The 17,169-nt window shown below is 38.2% G+C and carries 12 protein-coding genes and 1 pseudogene; 5 read left to right on the top strand and 8 right to left on the bottom strand.

Translation table 11 applies throughout. The annotated features are described in order from the left end of the window. Positions 1-4 precede the first annotated feature (4 nt). Both AM608_RS02745 and lgt read right to left on the bottom strand, forming a co-directional pair. Positions 5-520, bottom strand: coding sequence for a DUF192 domain-containing protein (locus AM608_RS02745; protein ID WP_016479480.1), 516 nt, complete (start codon positions 518-520; stop codon positions 5-7). Between the two features lie 61 nt (positions 521-581). Continuing rightward, positions 582-1,541 carry a prolipoprotein diacylglyceryl transferase gene (gene lgt / locus AM608_RS02740; protein WP_002672317.1) on the bottom strand — a complete coding sequence of 320 codons (960 nt, stop codon included), beginning with the start codon at positions 1,539-1,541 and terminating at the stop codon, positions 582-584. A 637-nt stretch (positions 1,542-2,178) separates the two neighbouring features. On the opposite strand from lgt, the gene AM608_RS02735 reads away from it, so the two are divergent. The 5 genes from AM608_RS02735 (at position 2,179) to AM608_RS02715 (ending at position 8,744) form a co-directional block, all read left to right on the top strand. Beyond that, the gene (locus AM608_RS02735; protein WP_048748018.1) at positions 2,179-3,108 is read left to right on the top strand and encodes an ABC transporter ATP-binding protein; all 930 of its coding nucleotides are present in this window, start codon (positions 2,179-2,181) and stop codon (positions 3,106-3,108) included. A gap of 193 nt (positions 3,109-3,301) precedes the next feature. Next, positions 3,302-4,576 carry an ABC transporter permease gene (locus tag AM608_RS02730; RefSeq protein WP_053580683.1) on the top strand — a complete coding sequence of 425 codons (1,275 nt, stop codon included), beginning with the start codon at positions 3,302-3,304 and terminating at the stop codon, positions 4,574-4,576. A 1-nt stretch (position 4,577) separates the two neighbouring features. After that, on the top strand, positions 4,578-6,683 hold the full coding sequence (gene ppk1 / locus AM608_RS02725) for a polyphosphate kinase 1 (protein ID WP_053580682.1): 2,106 nt from the start codon (positions 4,578-4,580) through the stop codon (positions 6,681-6,683). Next, positions 6,684-8,357, top strand: coding sequence for a 2-succinyl-5-enolpyruvyl-6-hydroxy-3-cyclohexene-1-carboxylic-acid synthase (menD, locus tag AM608_RS02720; protein ID WP_053580681.1), 1,674 nt, complete (start codon positions 6,684-6,686; stop codon positions 8,355-8,357). It begins immediately after the preceding gene. 39 nt (positions 8,358-8,396) lie between these two features. Continuing rightward, positions 8,397-8,744: a DUF2853 family protein gene (locus tag AM608_RS02715; protein ID WP_009419954.1), complete on the top strand. Its 348-nt coding sequence runs from the start codon at positions 8,397-8,399 to the stop codon at positions 8,742-8,744. 102 nt (positions 8,745-8,846) lie between these two features. Here the strand turns inward: AM608_RS02715 and priA are convergent, their stop codons facing one another. The 6 genes and pseudogenes from priA to AM608_RS02685 all read right to left on the bottom strand — a co-directional run bounded on the left by priA (position 8,847) and on the right by AM608_RS02685 (position 17,154). After that, positions 8,847-11,300: a primosomal protein N' gene (gene priA, locus AM608_RS02710; protein ID WP_053580680.1), complete on the bottom strand. Its 2,454-nt coding sequence runs from the start codon at positions 11,298-11,300 to the stop codon at positions 8,847-8,849. Then, the gene (locus AM608_RS02705) at positions 11,300-12,211 is read right to left on the bottom strand and encodes a YihY/virulence factor BrkB family protein (protein ID WP_009411102.1); all 912 of its coding nucleotides are present in this window, start codon (positions 12,209-12,211) and stop codon (positions 11,300-11,302) included. The genes priA and AM608_RS02705 overlap by 1 nt, the downstream gene beginning before the upstream one ends. A gap of 218 nt (positions 12,212-12,429) precedes the next feature. Next, a complete protein-coding gene (gene ung, locus AM608_RS02700; protein WP_009417200.1) occupies positions 12,430-13,095 on the bottom strand; it encodes a uracil-DNA glycosylase in 666 nt (221 codons plus the stop codon). Positions 13,096-13,098: 3 nt separating this feature from the next. Continuing rightward, positions 13,099-13,861: pseudogene (locus AM608_RS02695) on the bottom strand (DUF6261 family protein). A gap of 524 nt (positions 13,862-14,385) precedes the next feature. Next, positions 14,386-16,557: a DNA mismatch repair protein MutS gene (locus AM608_RS02690; protein ID WP_053580679.1), complete on the bottom strand. Its 2,172-nt coding sequence runs from the start codon at positions 16,555-16,557 to the stop codon at positions 14,386-14,388. Further along, positions 16,558-17,154, bottom strand: a complete 597-nt coding sequence (locus tag AM608_RS02685) for a lipoprotein signal peptidase (RefSeq protein ID WP_053580678.1) — start codon at positions 17,152-17,154, stop codon at positions 16,558-16,560. It lies immediately after the preceding gene. Positions 17,155-17,169: the final 15 nt, after the last annotated feature.

Raw genomic sequence — 17,169 nt, 5'->3', positions numbered from 1 at the left:
GTACTTATTTTACTTCCATTCTATCGCCTTTTTCAATTCCCCATTTATCGGACAATCCTCCATTGATTTCTAATACATACATAGCAGGTTTCTCTGAGGGTAAAGAGGTTTCGTCGTAAGGGCGAGCGTTTTTAGCTATACTTACCACCTTTTTATCTTTATCTAAATAGATGATATCCAAAGGTATTTCAGTATTTCTCATATAGAAAGAACGGGGAGCTTCTTCTGGAAAAATAAACCACATTCCTTGATGTTCGTCCATTGAAGAGCGGTACATTAGTCCTAAGGCACGCTCCTCATCGTTTTTAGCAAATTCAACTTCAATAGTTTGGATAAGTGAGTCGTTTTTAAAGATAGAGAGTTCACCGTCTCGAGTAAAATCAATATCCTGAGGAGTGATTTCTATTTCTTGCACTCTATTACTCTCATTAGAGAAGAAACGAGGTAAAATAAGGGCAATAGCTGCTAAGGCTACCAATACTAATGCTACAGTTACAAAGTGTTTTCTAAAAAATTGCATTCTAATTATAAAATTTAAATTTTAACTCTAATTAAGTTCTAAAATGTTCACAAAATTAATATTAATACTTACGTGTTTCGATGCGATTTCTGAATAACAAGTAGAAACCTGCTAAGATAAATGGAATACTGAGCCACTGACCAGTAGAGAGCAAGCCGAGAGAGCTTTCGAAACCTCCTTGACTTTCTTTTACAAATTCCACTGCAAAACGAATACTCCACAAGAGGACTAAAAATAGTCCAAAGATGAAGTAAGGTTGGTCTTTTTTGTCAGTTTTCCAATACACGTACCACAATACCCAAAACAAGCAAAAATAGCCAAAGGCTTCGTATAACTGTGCAGGGTGTTGGTAAGGGATAGAAGCTAAAATATCAGCATAACGAGGGTCGTGAGCAATGAGTTTATAAGCAGTTTGAGGGTCAGTTTGTTCAGTAATAGCCATTGCTCGACGGGGAGAGATAGCTCCGCCTTGTACAAATTTCACCCCTAACGGATAAGTATTGCTTACTATTTTGCCGTTGATTTCGGAATTGAAAAAGTTACCAAAGCGCACAAACATACCTCCGATAGTGATAGGAATCACCACACGGTCTAATATCCACGATAGGCTAATATCTTTATACTTACGTACATACAGTATCATTGCGATAATAATACCTACGGCAGCTCCGTGACTTGCTAAACCTGAAAAGCCTGTAAGCTCCCAACCGCCACCGGGTTTCTCTTTAATAGGTAAAAAGATTTCGAGCAAGTGGTCTTTGAAATAATCCCAATTGTAAAATAAGCAATCGCCTAAACGTGCGCCTACTAAGGTAGCTATAGCGGTATAAACGAACAAGGTGTCCAGCTGTTGTACTGTTTTTCCTTCGTTGAGGTATATTTTTTTAGTGAGAAACCACCCCAAGCTAAAAGCCACAATAAACATTAAGCTGTAATAGCGAAGTGAAAAAGTACCTATAAAAGGTAGGTTTAAAGAGGCAAGAATCTCATTAGAATTCCATATAAAATTTAAAGCAATCATTAGTATTTATTTTTGAGATGCAAAAGTACGATTTTTATTTAAAACGGCAAGTTATTTATAAAATTAATACCGAGTTAATGCCAATAATACCAATAATACCAATAATACCAAAGTTGATACTGGAAATGCCAATAATACTAATAATGATTATTGAGTGAATAGAATAGGACAGATTGGAGCTTGGGGTAATGAGCTAAAATGTACTGAGATTTTTCTGTTAAAGAATATTAAATACCGCAGATTTTTTAAATTTATACCACAAGGTCTTATTTTGAACCTCAAAAATACAAAATATTGATAAACAATATATTGGTTTAATTTTTATCTTTTACTTTTGAGCCATCTTAACCGAAGGAAGAGCGAAGGTAAGGCGAACCTAAACCGAAGCTAAGGCGAAGATAAGCCCTTAGTATGCTGTATATCAACTTATAAAAAATACTCTTCTTATTATTGAGAAAAAAGTGTTAAAATGGGGTATATTGCGAGGAAAACGCAAAAAAAACTTTGTAGTATAGAACAACCATTAGCAAAGTTACTGAATACAAACCAATGACAAATATTTGCTTTTGAGTTTGAATTGCTATATCTTTGCACTTTGGAATTAATTGTTAATCATTTATCAGTAACCATTAAATAAATGCTTAGAATAGAAAATATCAGTAAACAATACGGCGACTATACGGCTTTAGACGATGTGTCGTTACATATCCCTAAGGGGAGTATCTTTGGTCTGCTGGGACCTAATGGGGCGGGAAAAACCTCACTGATACGTATTATCAACCAAATTGTATTGCCCGATGCGGGTAAGGTGTTCTTCGACGGAGAGCTGTTACAACCTAAGCATACGGCACAAATAGGCTATTTACCCGAAGAGCGTGGTTTGTACAAAACGATGAAGGTAGGTGAGCAGGCTTTGTATTTAGCACAACTGAAAGGATTGAGCAAGGAAGAAGCTAAGGAGCGACTTAAATTTTGGTTCAACCGCCTTGATATTGGCGATTGGTGGCACAAAAAAGTACAAGAGCTCTCCAAAGGTATGGCACAGAAAATTCAATTTTTGGTAACTGTACTTCACAACCCTAAACTGCTGATATTCGACGAACCTTTTAGCGGTTTCGACCCCATTAATGCCAATATTATCAAGGACGAAATTCTATACTTACGGGAGCAAGGAGCAACGATTATCTTCTCTACTCACCGAATGGAATCGGTTGAAGAATTGTGCGACCATATTGCGCTAATCAATAAATCACATAAGATATTAGATGGTAAGCTCATAGACATTAAGAGGGCTTATAAAAACAACTTGTATGAAGTAGGTTTAAAAGTTGCTGAAGAGCAGAAAACAGCGCTCTTAGCTGAACTTAAAAGCCAATTTGAAGTGAGTGAGACAAATTTTAAAACGCTATATGACGAGTTAAAATTACATATCCAGAAGAAAGAGGGACAAACGGCTAACGATTTGTTGCAATACCTCACTACACGTGCCGAAGTAACGCATTTTGTAGAGTCTATCCCCTCAGTAGATGAGATTTTTATATCGACCATTAATAAATTGAAAGAATAGTATAAGATGTCTGAAAGGTTTTCCGCTATAACGGAGTAAGTGAATAAAGAGAGGGAAGGTTCTTTATTGAATATAGATTTTTAACTTCCTCCGTTCCTCCTCCAAAGGGAGACAGTCCGTAATCAAACCTTCAAAAGGAAGAGCTGTAGCGACGCAAAAGAGACTTTTAGATAGCATAAATTGACAAATTAAGATGAAATACTTAGGAATTATTACTCGAAGAGAGTACTTAAATAAAATACGTAATAGGTCGTTTGTAATAATGACGTTTGTAAGTCCGCTGATAGTGGTTATCTTTGCGCTTGTGATTGGTTTTTTGACCAACGTAAACAATAAGAGCAAGGCTAAGGATATTGTGATTGTAGACGAGAGTGGACTCTATGCCAACACTTTTGAGAATACCGAGACAATTCAGTACGAATATCTCAGCAATGTTTCACTCAAAGATGCCAAAGCCGAAGTGTTAGCAAAAAGCAAATACGGATTGTTGTATATCCCTAATAAAGGCGACCAAAATATTGCTTTTTATAGTGAAGAGTCGCCTTCGTTATCGCTTACCAGTGAGCTTACTAATGCTATGGAGCGGACACTCTTTCAGCATAACCTTACTAAAAAAGGGATTGACAAAAAAGAGATAGATGCCGCTAAAACGCATATAAGCATACAAATGGAGAATTTTACGGGAGAGAAGACCTCGGAGTTGGATAACGTAATGAAAATAACCATTGGAGGCATAGCGGGGTATCTTATTTTTATGTTTATCATCATCTATGGTAATATGATAATGCGCAGTGTGATAGAGGAGAAAACCAATCGCATTGTGGAAATCATTATCTCATCAGTTAAGCCTTTTGAACTAATGTTAGGCAAGATATTGGGTACTTCATTAGCAGGTCTTACGCAGTTTGCGATATGGATAGTTATAGGAGGTGTACTGTTGGCATTAGCACCTTCGTTTTTTGAAGTAAATACCTCTGCACAAGCGGTACAAGGAGTGGGTAACGTGTCGGAAATCAACAATATAGTGGCTGCTTTGTACCATTTCCCTTTTGCGGAAACCTTTGTGGTGTTCCTATTGTTCTTTATAGGAGGTTATCTGTTATACAGTTCGCTTTATGCGATGATTGGCGCAATGGTAGACAACGAAACTGACACACAACAGTTCTTAATGCCTATATTATTACCGCTAATATTAGCCTTTTATGTAGGTATGTTCTCGGTAATTGAAGAGCCTCACGGTACAATTTCGGTAGTGTTTTCATACATACCTCTCACTTCGCCCGTAGTAATGTTGATGCGCATACCGTTTGGGGTAGCGTGGTGGGAAGTACTGATTTCTCTCGTTATTTTGTATCTCACTTTCTTTGCAGTCATTAAATTAGCATCTAAGATATACCGCATTGGTATCTTGATGTACGGCAAAAAAGCTAGCTATAGAGAGGTATGGAAATGGCTCAAAATGAAGTAAAATGAATATAAAAAATCAATATATCAACCGCGAATTGAGTTGGCTAAAATTCAATGCACGCGTACTTCAAGAGGCAGCTGATGAGCGAGTGCCCCTATTGGAGCGTTTGCGTTTTGCGGGTATCTTCTCCAACAACTTAGATGAGTTCTTTAAAGTGCGTTACGCTACTGTAAAACGAGTGGCGATGAACGAAACCTCAGATAAAGAACTGGGGGTACACGCCAAAGAGCTCTTGGAAGAAATTACCAAAGAGGTAATACAGCTACAAGAAGAGAGCTTGAAAATTATTGCCACTATTACCAAGGAATTAGAGAAAGAGCAGATATTTATAGTAGATGAAAAAACGTTATTACCTGAGCACGAAGCCTTTGTAAATACCTATTTCTACGACAAAGTACGCCCCGCCCTCTTTACTATTATCCTTAACGATTTAGAGAAGTTCCCACAACTGAAAGACGATGTGGCGTATTTGGCAGTGAAAATGACCCTAAAAGAAGAAGACGAAAAAGCCTCAGGAGTACAAAAGTTCTTTTCATCACGTGTTTATAAAGAAAAAATACAGTACGCCCTTATTGAGTTGCCTGCTACCCTCGACCGTTTTATAGAGTTGCCTCAAATAGGGGATAAGCATTATATTATTATGCTTGATGATGTGATACGCTTTTGCTTACACAAGATATTTAATATTTTCAATTACGAATCGCTTACGGCAAATATGATTAAAATCACTCGTGATGCCGAGTTGGATATAGACGATGATTTGAGCAAGAGCTTTATCGAGAAACTCTCGACCAGTATAGAAGACAGACGCAAAGGCGAGCCGGTGCGCTTTGTGTACGACAAGATGATAGACAAGGACACCTTGCAATTTTTATTAGAGAAAATGGGTATTATGAAAACCGACAGCGTAATCCCAGGAGGGCGCTACCATAACCGTCGCGACTTTATGAACTTCCCCAGCTTAGGGCGCAAGGATTTGACATATGCCTCTATACAGCCACTACCTGTACAAGGACTCACCTCAGAAGAGAGTTTACTAAAGAAAATTGCCGAAAAAGACTATTTGCAATACACTCCTTACCATACTTTTTCTAACATTATATGGTTTTTGAGGGAAGCTGCCCTTGACCCTAAGGTAAAATCGGTGAAAATAACCATTTATCGTTTGGCAAAGAACTCGCAAGTAGTTAATTCACTTATCAATGCGGTGAAAAATGGCAAACAAGTAACCGTACAGATAGAATTGCAAGCTCGTTTTGATGAAGAATCGAATATACGATATGCTGAACAGCTAAAAGCAGAAGGTGTAAAAGTCATCTTCGGCGTACGCGGACTGAAAGTACACAGTAAAATATGTGTGATTGAACGTAAAGAAGGAAAAGAACTAAAACGTTATGGATTTATCAGCACTGGTAACTTCAATGAAACTACTGCTAAAATCTATACTGATTATACGCTGTTTACTGCCAATCAGGAGATACTCAAGGAAGTGAACAAAGTGTTCAACTTCTTCGATACCAACTACAATGTGCAAAAATTCAAGCATCTAATAGTGTCTCCACACTATACCAAAAAGCAACTCAAACACTTGATAGACGAAGAAATCAAGAATGCTAAGGCAGGCAAAGAGGCGTATATCAAGCTGAAGATGAATAACATTACTAGCTACAAGATGATAGACAAGCTATACGAAGCTAGCCGCGCAGGAGTAAAAATACAAATGATTGTACGTGGTATTTGCTGTTTAGTGCCTGGTATTGAAGGAATGAGTGAGAATATAGAGGTAATAAGTATAGTTGATAAGTTCTTGGAACATCCACGTTTGTTTATCTTTGCCAACGGAGGCAACCCTAAATTGTACATCTCTTCAGCCGACTGGATGACGCGCAATATTTCATTCAGAGTAGAAGTAGGTTGCCCTATTTACGACAAAGCAATACAGCAAGAGTTGATAGACACCTTCGAAATAAGTTGGGCAGACAATGTAAAGGCACGTATAATTAACGAGGCACAGAACAACACCTACCGCCCTCATACTACCCCTCCTTTGCGCTCACAGGTAGCCTTATACGAGTATTATCAGCATAAAAATAAGCGCACCGAATAGATGAAAAGACCTCAAATAAAATTAGCACAATATGTAATAGAAGCTTGCAAAGCCAAACAAGTAAAGCACATTGTTATTTCACCAGGGTCGCGTAATGCTCCTCTGACTATTGGCTTTGCCAACGACCCTTATTTTAGTTGTTACAGTATCGTAGATGAGCGTTGTGCTGCTTTTTTTGCCTTGGGCATTGCTCAGCAATTACACCAACCTGTGGCAGTGGTATGTACATCGGGCTCTGCCTTGCTGAATTACTATCCCGCTTTTTCAGAGGCTTTTTACAGCAATATACCATTGGTGGTCATCTCAGCCGACCGTCCCTCGAGCAAAATAGATATAGGCGATGGGCAAACCATACGTCAGGTGAATGTACTGGGAAACCACAGTGCCTACAATGCCAATCTATCAGATGAAGCACATAGCGATAAAAGCAATTTTTACGAGCTAAACAGGGCACTGAATACAGCTATAGAGGAGCAATTGCCGGTGCACATCAATGTACCTTTTGAAGAACCCTTATACCTCACTACGGAAGAGCACTATCTTTTTAAGAATATAGCTGCAAAACCACAGAACCCTATTATTAATAAAGGAAGAGTCACTGATTTTGTAAAACATTGGAACGATTCAGCTAAAAAAATGGTATTAGTAGGAGTGTTGACACCTAATAGTGTAGAAGCACAATATGTAGAATGGCTTGCTAAAGACCCTTCGGTATTGGTACTGACAGAAACTACATCTAACTTGCACCACTCCCATTTTATTCCTTATATCGATAAATTGCTCACTTATACCGAAAGAGACCCAGCTCTAAAAGAAGCCTTACGACCTGATTTATTACTTACTTTTGGAGGCTTGGTAGTTTCCAAAAAGATAAAACAGTTCTTACGTAGTTATAAACCTACTTATCACTATAATGTAGATTTGCACAAAGGTTATGATTCATATTTCTGTTTAACAGCTCATTTTAAAGCGGATATTAATACTTTTTTGGGGGAGGTAACCCCTAATTTGGTTAATGTTTCTTCTACTTATCAGCAGCAGTGGTTAGAGGTGAAAAACGAGATACAGCAAATACATTTAGAGTATATCAGTCAAACGCCTTTCTCCGATTTTAAAGTGTACAGTGAGGTATTCAGTAATATTCCTAATGATTATATTATACAGATAAGCAATAGTTCTGCAATTAGGTATGCCCAACTGATAAAAGCACACCCTTCTTGGAAGGTGTTTTGCAACCGAGGTACTAGCGGTATCGACGGTAGTATGAGCACTGCTATTGGGGCTGTTGTAGGAAGCGCATCGCCCACAGTGTTCATTACAGGTGATTTGAGTTTCTTTTACGACAGCAATGCTCTTTGGAACAAATATATTCCACAAGATTTTAGAGTGATTCTCGTCAATAATCAAGGTGGAGGAATTTTCAGAATACTACCCGGTGATAAAGCTGACCCTAACTTTGAATACTTCTTTGAGACACCTCATAGGCTTACAGCAGAACATTTTTGTAGAATGTATGGCATTAGCTATCAGTTAGCAACTAATCTATCTGATTTACAGAAAGATTTAAGCAATTTCTTCGAAGTATCAGAGAGACCCAAGCTCTTAGAAATTCATACACCAAGAAAAATAAATGATAAAGTTTTGTTAAAATATTTTGAGGTATTGAAAAAATGACTACCTTTACCGCATTAATAATTTTAAATATAAAAAATTATGAGCAAACGTGATGAATTAATTGCTGTGTACACCCAAGATTTGAAAGAAAAATGTGGTGAAAAGAACCCAGATGTAGCGTTCTTAACAAAAGTAACTGTGGGCTTAGGTCCTTCTATCTACAACGCCGATGCTTCTAAAGTATCAGGCTCTGACCAAGCAGAGTTAGACCGTGTAAAACAAAACTTCCTAATCAAAAAATTAGGTTTGAAAGACGGTCCTGAGTTAGATAAAGCTATTGAAGCTGTGTTAGAAAAATACGGTAAATCAAACAGAAATAAGCACCGTGCAGTTGTTTATTATTTGTTGGCTAAACACTTCAAAAAAGAAAGCGTTTATAACAAATAAAAGATTTTTTAAAAAGAACAAGAGGCTATCCAATTCAGATAGCCTCTTATTTTTTATGTAGATATTTTTGGAAAGAACATTCATATCTCAAATAAATAGTAATTATTCCACCAAATAACTTACCCGAATAGCACGAAAGTTGCTGATAGCTTGAAAACTGTTTTCAATACGCTTGATATGCTCTTTAGTGTGACGTAAAGAGACTTCGGAGGGGTGTACTTTCACCAAAACATCTTTCAGATATTCATTTCTAATACGCGAAATAGGAGGGAATTCAGGACCTAAGACGTCTATCCCTCTTTGAGAAGCAAAAACTTCACGAAGTGTATTAGCAAACCACTCAGCACTTTCATTTACTTGGTTAAAATTACTGTGTTTGAAAGTTATTTTTATCATTTGTACAAAAGGGGGGTATAAAAAGGATTGGCGTTCCTCTATCTGACTTTGATACATTCCTCTGAAATCATTTTGTAATACTTGCTGAATTACGGGGTGCTGTGGGTTATAGGTTTGTATCAATACTTTTCCTTGTTGGGCACTTCTTCCCGCACGCCCTGATACTTGCAATAATAGCTGAAAACTCCTTTCGTAGGCTCGGTAGTCAGGAGAATGAATGAGAGCATCGGCATTCATTACGCCTACTAGACCTATATTTTCAAAATCTAATCCCTTCGTGATCATTTGGGTGCCTACTAATATTTGCGTTTCTTGTTGCTCGAACTTCGATAATATTTTTTCATATCCGTATTTACCATTAGTAGTATCCTGATCCATTCTGTCTATAGCTATTTTCGGGAAAAGCACTTCTAATTCTTTACTAATTTGCTCTGTTCCGAAGCCTTTTGTTCTTAAATCAACACTTCCGCAAGCTATACAGGCTTTGGGCATAGGAATCGCATAACCGCAATAATGGCATCGCAACTGATTACTGCTTTGATGAAAAGTAAGACTTACATCGCAATGCGGACATTGGGGCACCGTGCCACATTGCATACACTGCACGATAGGGGCAAAACCTCTTCTGTTTTGAAAGAGAAGTACCTGTCTCCCTTGCGATAAAGTATTCGTAATTTCCTTTATCAGAATGTCGGAAAAATGCCCGTTCATACGTTTGCGATGGTGCTTATCCTTAATATCGATAAGCTCGATAATAGGAGGAAGGAAATCTGCGTAGCGTTTTGATAAGTATACAAATCCGTACTTTTCAGTCTTCACGTTATGCATACTCTCCAACGAAGGCGTTGCCGAACCCAGCAAAGTTTTAGCTTTGAAAATGTTTGCCAACATAATAGCAGTATCCCGTGCTTGCATTCGAGGAGCTGGTTCAAACTGTCTGTAAGAATTATCGTGCTCCTCATCAATGATTACAAGCCCTAATTGTTTGAAAGGCAAGTAAACTGATGAGCGAACACCTACAACCAATTGCGCTTTGGGATTATTATTTAGTACATTATTCCAAACTTCCACCCGTTCGTTTGTACTATATTTAGAATGATATACTGAGAGGCTCTTGCCAAAGTGATTCTTGAATCGGTTGATAAGATGAACCGTCAAGCCGATTTCAGGAAGAAGATAGAGTACCTGTTTCCCTGCCTTTAAATATTGGTCGATAAGTTCAATGTAAATTTCAGTCTTCCCAGAGGCGGTAACCCCTTGTAAAAGAACTGTGTTTTTAGTCTGAAACTGTTTCTGAATTTGATGAAGAGCTTCTTCTTGTACCTTATTGAGTATCTTTTTTGTCGAAACATCACTATCAGCAAAGCTAACGCGGTCTTTCTGTAAGTAGTATTCTTCAAAAATGCCTTTTTCTATTACTGATTTTAGTACTGTTGTCGATACACTGGCTTCTTCTAATAATTTTTCTGCTTTTAAAGGCAATATTTCTCTGTTGATATAATTAAAATAAGCCATTATCAACTTCTTTTGCTTTTCCGACCGCTTCAAAAATTCTAAGGCTCTTTGCAAGCCTTCTTCGGTTTGATATTCAGAAGATAAACGAATGTATTTGATGAGTTTTGGTACATATTTCTCAAATATTCTTTCGGAAATGCGAGCAGCTCCTTTCTCTACCAAGCTCTTCATCACTTTCAGAGCCTTGTTTTTGGGGATTATCTTGCTCACCTCACTACCTTTGAGGGCTGTTTTGTAATGTAAGGCTTCGTATACCTGCCACTCGTCATCGGTAAAGAGTGTTGAACTTAGTTCTTTTTCTGCAATTTCAATTATTGTTTCACTTTCTAATAAAAAAGCCGATGGCAAGGCTGATTTTAGTACTTCCCCTAAAGTGCACATATAGAAATCGGCTATCCATTGCCAATGTTCTATTTGCTGGGGAGTAACGATAGGCGTTTCATCTAAGATATATTCAATGTCTTTAGTGTCATAAGAAGGCTCAACAGTATGTATATGATGTACTATAGCCGTGTATACTTTGGATTTACCGAATGGAACAGCCACGCGCATTCCCATTTGTAAGAAATGTGCTTCGTCTTCATTAATACGATAGGTAAAAAGTTTAGAAAGCGGAAGCGGCAAAATTACATCTACGAAATACATCAGTCGTGTTTTTTAAGTTTCAGAAGCGAAGCATTTAGTTCAAACCCCAATAACAATATGTTGGCATTTAACCATATATAAAGCAGGAAGATAAGCAATGCCCCGATAGACCCATACAGCTGGTTGTAGCGAGAAAAATTCTCAATATAAATACCGAACAAATAGGTTGTCACGCCGAACAATAACACAGTAAAGAGCGAACCTGCTGAAAAGAACTTACTTTCCCTGCCTTCAACTGTACCGAAGTAAAACAGTAGTCCTGTACCGAAGTAGGTAATCAGTGCGACGAAAACTATTTTCGATATTTTAAGTAGCGTTTCGTAATCGGTAATAAAATTGATTTTATCGAGGTAAGGCACTAAATACACTTCGTAATAAATGAATACAACCACAGCAAATAGAACAAGAAGTGCCAAAATAATTGCTACCATTAGGGCGTAAAGATATTGCTTGATATAGGTGCGTGTGATTTGTCGATGGTACGAATACTCAAACCCTCCAAAAATTGCCATAATACCATTGGTCATTAAGAAAATAGAAAGAAAAAATACCGAAGACAACAAGCCACCACGTTTTTTATCGGCGATATCGAAAAAAATATCCGAAAAGAAATCGTGCGTACCTGGGGGAAGCATATCTTCAATAAAAGCCCAAAAGTCTCCTTGGAAATTTTCGATAGGAATATAAGGGATTAAGTTTAAAATGAACAGCAAAAAAGGAAAGATTGCCAAGAAAAAACTATACGAGATAGCGCTCGCCCGATAGGTGAGTGCGCCTCTAATAATCCCTGCGGTATACAGTTCGAGCAAATCATATAATGAAAAAGCGTTCTTAGCTAAAGGAATACTTTTCAAAAAGCTTACGAATTGCTTGATAATAGGAAGGTTATGTATTCTCTCTTTTAATGTCATCAGTAGTTAGTTTTTTTGGGAAAGCATATTGCTTTTAGTTGATTTTCTTTCTTTTAGTCGCTCTTTTATCGTCCCGATAATCCAATAAGGAATAACCATACATAAAAGGCAGAATAGCCAAAAACCAATTAGGAAAATGACTACAAAAAGGAGAAAACCCAAATATTGCTCAATGCTGAATGATAGATAATAAACGCTCATAACTTTTTCTATCTTAATTACCAGTTTATGGCTTCCTTCCCTACGGATGTAAGATAGGCATTAGCTTTGCTGAAATGTTTGTTGCCAAACCAATAGCCTTTGTTTGCACTCAAAGGAGAGGGGTGCCCTGAGGTAAGAATACAATGTTTTGCCGGGTCGATAAGGCTTGTTTTCTTTTTGGCATAACCACCCCACAACATAAACACTATATTGTTACAATGTGCTGAAACTGCTTTAATAACAGCGTCAGTAAAAGTTTCCCACCCTTTATTTTGGTGGCTACCAGCTTCGTTGGCTCTTACGGTGAGGGTGGCGTTCAGCAGCAAAACTCCTTGCGATGCCCAGCGCTCCAAATTGCCACTGATAGGGTAGGAGGTACCTAAATCTTGTCCTATTTCCCTAAAAATATTGATAAGTGAAGGTGGGTGGGCAATGCCATCGTGTACTGAAAAACACAAACCGTTTGCCTGCCCTTCGCCGTGATAGGGATCTTGCCCGATGATAACTACTTTCACCCTGTCCAGCGGACAATGGTCGAAAGCCGAAAATATTTGCTTTCCTTTGGGATAACAGATATTTTCGGCATATTCTTTTTTTACAAAATCGGTGAGCTGACTGAAATACGGCTTATTAAATTCTTCTTGTAATACCGACTTCCAGCTGGGGTGTATGTTCACTTCCATAGTTTATGGGATAACATTTGTATTTTCTTTGTTTTTAGCAGAAGGGGCATTCGGCTTTCTACGCGCTATCACATCGGCGTAATACTTCCTGCTGTTATTGATGACCTCCAACGTCTTTTTGTAGAACTCATCTTGTTTCACTCCCGATAGAGTTACAATGTAATTTACCATATTGCGGTAATCATCTGAGAGCTCTTTGCGTAGCGGACGTATATGATAGGCTTCTTTTTGCAAGGTTTGGAACGACCTGTGCGAAAAAAGTTCATCAAACGCCTTATTAGATTTTTCCAGCTCACTTACAAACTCCTTAATTTGCAAGGTTTTTACTGCATTTACATAAGGTTCAGCTTTGAGCTGAGTAATGAGGGTTGTAAGGTTGCTGGTTTCTTCCTCATACGTTTCTTTTGAAACATCTTTATAAGGGTCTATAAGCCTTTTTAGCGTTTCAAAAGCCTTTTTCTTATCGTCCGTCTTCGCATATTTATAGGGGCGAATACTCAAACGCAAGGCACGCATATCGGTATCTCTTGCGTGGTCAAGTTCGGCGAGTTTTTTGGTCTCTTCACTAGAACGGATTCTTTCCAATCCCTTTTCATAAGAAGGAATTTTGTTTTTTAACTTTTCAAAGAGCACTTTAAAATCGGCATCTGTTTCCAATTTTAAATCAGTCTTGCCGAAATCTTCAAAAAAATCGCACTAAAAATTGTTTAAACTCGGCATTGTGCAAGCGAGCAAGGTCTAAATTGATTAACTTCTCCTTTTTCATAAGTAGAAAATATTTTTTGAGGTTGTTAAATAATATAGTATTATAAATTAGGAATTATCCTAATAACGATAATCCTCGTTTTTATGCGACAAAATTACGAATTCCTTTTTTTATATCCAAAATTATTTTCAAAGTTTTTTATTGATATATGAAAAACCAATATTAGTATATGGTGTTTGTATTATATTTGATTCAACTTTGCCAAAGATTGAAACTTTGGCAAAGTTAATACTGCAAAAACTACTGAAACAGCTATTTTTTGTATTAAATTAATGTATTTAATTCGTAAAATCCTCCCTGTTTTAACCTCCGAAGAAGAGAAAAATATAAAAAAGTACACTTTTTTGTAACTTTACAAAGTTAAACTACTCAAAAAGTGGCTTGCTATTGATTTTATAAAGTTCGGCAACTCAAAAAGTGACTTTCTATCCATTTTAAAAAGATAAGGAACTTAAAAAGTGATTGTTTTTTGGACAATCACTTTTTTGAAATATTAATAAGGTATCTTTTCAGTAAGTTGAACTTTATCGGATTTTCTGTACGAGCTCCAATTCGTCCAAAGAAACAGAGGTAGTAAACGCCCCGTAATTTACTATGGCTTTGCCTTTTTCAATCTTATCGATACTTCCCACGCTTCGGCTGTCTTTAATGCGGACACGGTCGCCTACTGAAAGGGCGCGTTGTAGCTTTTCTTTTTCGGCGCGTTCTTGGGCAATGCGCTCTTTCTTCTCTTCTTTGCGTTGCTGGCGGATAGTCTCCATTTGCTTATGAACTTCTTCGGTAGTAGTTTTTTTCTCCTCTTTTTGCTTGGTGCGTTCCTCTTTGCTCATTTGTTTGCGCTTGGCATTTTCTATTTCAATGAGTTTGAGAAATTCGGATACCAAAGGGCGACGCTTACCATCGTAGAAATAACGTTCGGCTATCTGGTCTACCTTACTACCTAAGGTAATCATACGTTGGCTTTGGTCATAGAGCTCTTGATAATTTACGAGCTTGCTTTTTACTTTATCATTGAGTTCCTCCAAACGTTTGGCTTCTTCGCGGGCTCTGGTTTCCTCATCTTTCAGGGTTTCAGCAGTTTTTTCCATTTTGGAGCGTTCTTTCTGCAATTTAGCGATAGTGGCATCAAAACGCACTTTTCCTTTCTCTATTTTTTTCTTAGCCCGATTGATAAGGCTAAACGGAATGCCGTTTTTCTGCGCCACTTCAAAAGTGAAAGAGCTTCCCGCTTCGCCTATTATCAGCTTATAGATGGGCTCTAAGGTTTTATCGTTGAAAAGCATATTGGCATTGCTGGCGTGAGGTAATTCATCTGCCAGCATTTTTAAATTGGTGTAATGGGTGGTAATCACCCCAAAAGCCTTTCGGTGGTAGAACTCTTCTAAGAATATTTCAGCCAAAGCACCTCCTAATTCGGGGTCGCTACCTGTCCCGAACTCATCTATCAAAAACAAGGTGCGGTGGTTGCACTTTTTGAGGAAGTAATTCATATTTTTGAGTCGGTAGCTGTATGTGCTAAGGTGGTTTTCAATAGATTGGTTATCGCCGATATCGGTAAGAATGCGTTCAAACAAACACATTTTAGAACGATGATGCACCGGAACGAGCATTCCACTTTGTAACATTAATTGCAATAAGCCAATGGTTTTAAGCGTAATACTCTTTCCGCCCGCATTAGGTCCCGAGATGACGATAATACGATTTTCATCATTCAGTTCTATGGTTTGAGGAAAGGTAGTAACACCTTTTTTGGTATTGCTAAGGTACAGCAAAGGGTGATATGCTTCACGGAGGAATAGTTCGCGTTCCTGAGTGATTTCTGGCAAAAGTGCATTCATTTGGTGAGCGTACTTGGCTTTGGCGCAAATAATATCAACGGCTGTGATGTATCGCTGATAGTCTTTCAGCAGGTCGGCAAACTGACTGATGAAGGCAGTAAGTTCTCTTAATATACGCTGGATTTCCTCTTTTTCGTCATAAAGCAGATTGGAGAGTTCGCGAGAGTAGATTTCGGTTTGTCGCGGTTCTATATACACTATGCTACCCGTTTTTGAGCTCCCCCATACGGTACCCTGTACTTTTCGGCGGTACATCGCTTTCACTGCCAATACGCGGCGGTTTTCTACTACGGTCTCGCGGATATCATCGAGATAGTCGGCAGTGTTATACTCGGCGAGAGCACGGTTGAAACTTTCGTTGAGTTTTCCTTTCAAGGCGCTCAGCTCGCGACGTATATTACCAAGCGTAGGAGAGGCTTCGTTTTTTATCTCGCCGTACTTGTCCAACACTTTATCGATAGCGTTCAGCAGTTCGGTAGTATACTCGATACTATCAGCCATTTCGAAAAGGGTAGGGTATAGCGTTTTGAACTTCTTAAAGAAGAGAATTTGGGTGTTTACAACCTCGCTGATACGATGAATCTTCCTAATACTCGACACTTCTAACAAGGCGTTTTCAATAGATAGAAGTTTAATTTCGGAAGTGATAGATTCGCAATAGTGTGAAGGGATTGTGTTGTTATTATCAAAAGACGATAGGTATTCATTGGTTTGATTCAGTGCCAATAACAGGCTTTCCTGATTGTCGAAAGGTTTGATACGTAAGGCGTATTTCTTGCCGAGTTCAGTAAGGCAAAGGTCAGACAAATGAGAGAGTACAATGGGGAACTCTAAGTCTTCAAGTGTTTTTGTATTCATTTAGTTTTTAGGAAATATCTTTTTGTGATATAAAATCATCAGCCCCACTGCTATACATATTGCAGAGTCAGCCACATTGAACACGGGCTCGAAGAAACGAAAGCGTTCGCCTCCCCAAATGGGTACCCAGCTGGGAAGTGTAGTATTGATAATGGGGAAGTAGAACATATCCACCACTTTGCCGTGCAAGAGGGTTCCGTAAGGATTTTCGGCAAATAGGGTAGCAATGTTACCATAACTATGGTCGAAAATTATGCCGTAAAACACCGAATCGATGATATTGCCCAGTGCTCCTGCCAATATCAAAGAAATGCAAATGATAAGTATCTTAGGTTGTTGCTTTCTCACTGCCGATACCAGCCAATAACCGATACCTATTACCGCTACAATGCGAAAGAGGGTAAGAATGAGTTTGCCGTATTCGCCGGGGATTTTAGTACCCCAAGCTGCACCTTCGTTTTCTACAAAGTATATTTGAAACCAACTGAAAACGGTTACGGCTTCGTTGAGGATAAAGTGTGTTTTGATGTATATTTTGCTCCATTGGTCGATGATAAGTACCAACAGAATAATAAGGAATGCGTGTTTTAATTTCATATTGTTTTTTTGCTA

The organism is Capnocytophaga sp. oral taxon 323 (assembly GCF_001278825.1).
GTDB lineage: Bacteria > Bacteroidota > Bacteroidia > Flavobacteriales > Flavobacteriaceae > Capnocytophaga > Capnocytophaga ochracea.
Note: the sequence above shows the minus strand (reverse complement) of the source record. Positions and strands in the feature narration are given on the sequence as shown.

Bases quoted from the DNA above. Each gene is read 5' to 3' on its own strand.
- lgt (WP_002672317.1), bottom strand. From the start codon at position 1,541: ATGATTGCTTTAAATTTTATATGGAATTCTAATGAGATTCTTGCCTCT.
- AM608_RS02730 (WP_053580683.1), top strand. From the start codon at position 3,302: ATGAAATACTTAGGAATTATTACTCGAAGAGAGTACTTAAATAAAATA.
- AM608_RS02705 (WP_009411102.1), bottom strand. From the start codon at position 12,211: ATGACATTAAAAGAGAGAATACATAACCTTCCTATTATCAAGCAATTC.
- AM608_RS02745 (WP_016479480.1), bottom strand. From the start codon at position 520: ATGCAATTTTTTAGAAAACACTTTGTAACTGTAGCATTAGTATTGGTA.
- AM608_RS02715 (WP_009419954.1), top strand. From the start codon at position 8,397: ATGAGCAAACGTGATGAATTAATTGCTGTGTACACCCAAGATTTGAAA.
- ung (WP_009417200.1), bottom strand. From the start codon at position 13,095: ATGGAAGTGAACATACACCCCAGCTGGAAGTCGGTATTACAAGAAGAA.
- priA (WP_053580680.1), bottom strand. From the start codon at position 11,300: ATGTATTTCGTAGATGTAATTTTGCCGCTTCCGCTTTCTAAACTTTTT.
- AM608_RS02735 (WP_048748018.1), top strand. From the start codon at position 2,179: ATGCTTAGAATAGAAAATATCAGTAAACAATACGGCGACTATACGGCT.
- AM608_RS02690 (WP_053580679.1), bottom strand. From the start codon at position 16,557: ATGAATACAAAAACACTTGAAGACTTAGAGTTCCCCATTGTACTCTCT.
- ppk1 (WP_053580682.1), top strand. From the start codon at position 4,578: ATGAATATAAAAAATCAATATATCAACCGCGAATTGAGTTGGCTAAAA.
- AM608_RS02685 (WP_053580678.1), bottom strand. From the start codon at position 17,154: ATGAAATTAAAACACGCATTCCTTATTATTCTGTTGGTACTTATCATC.
- menD (WP_053580681.1), top strand. From the start codon at position 6,684: ATGAAAAGACCTCAAATAAAATTAGCACAATATGTAATAGAAGCTTGC.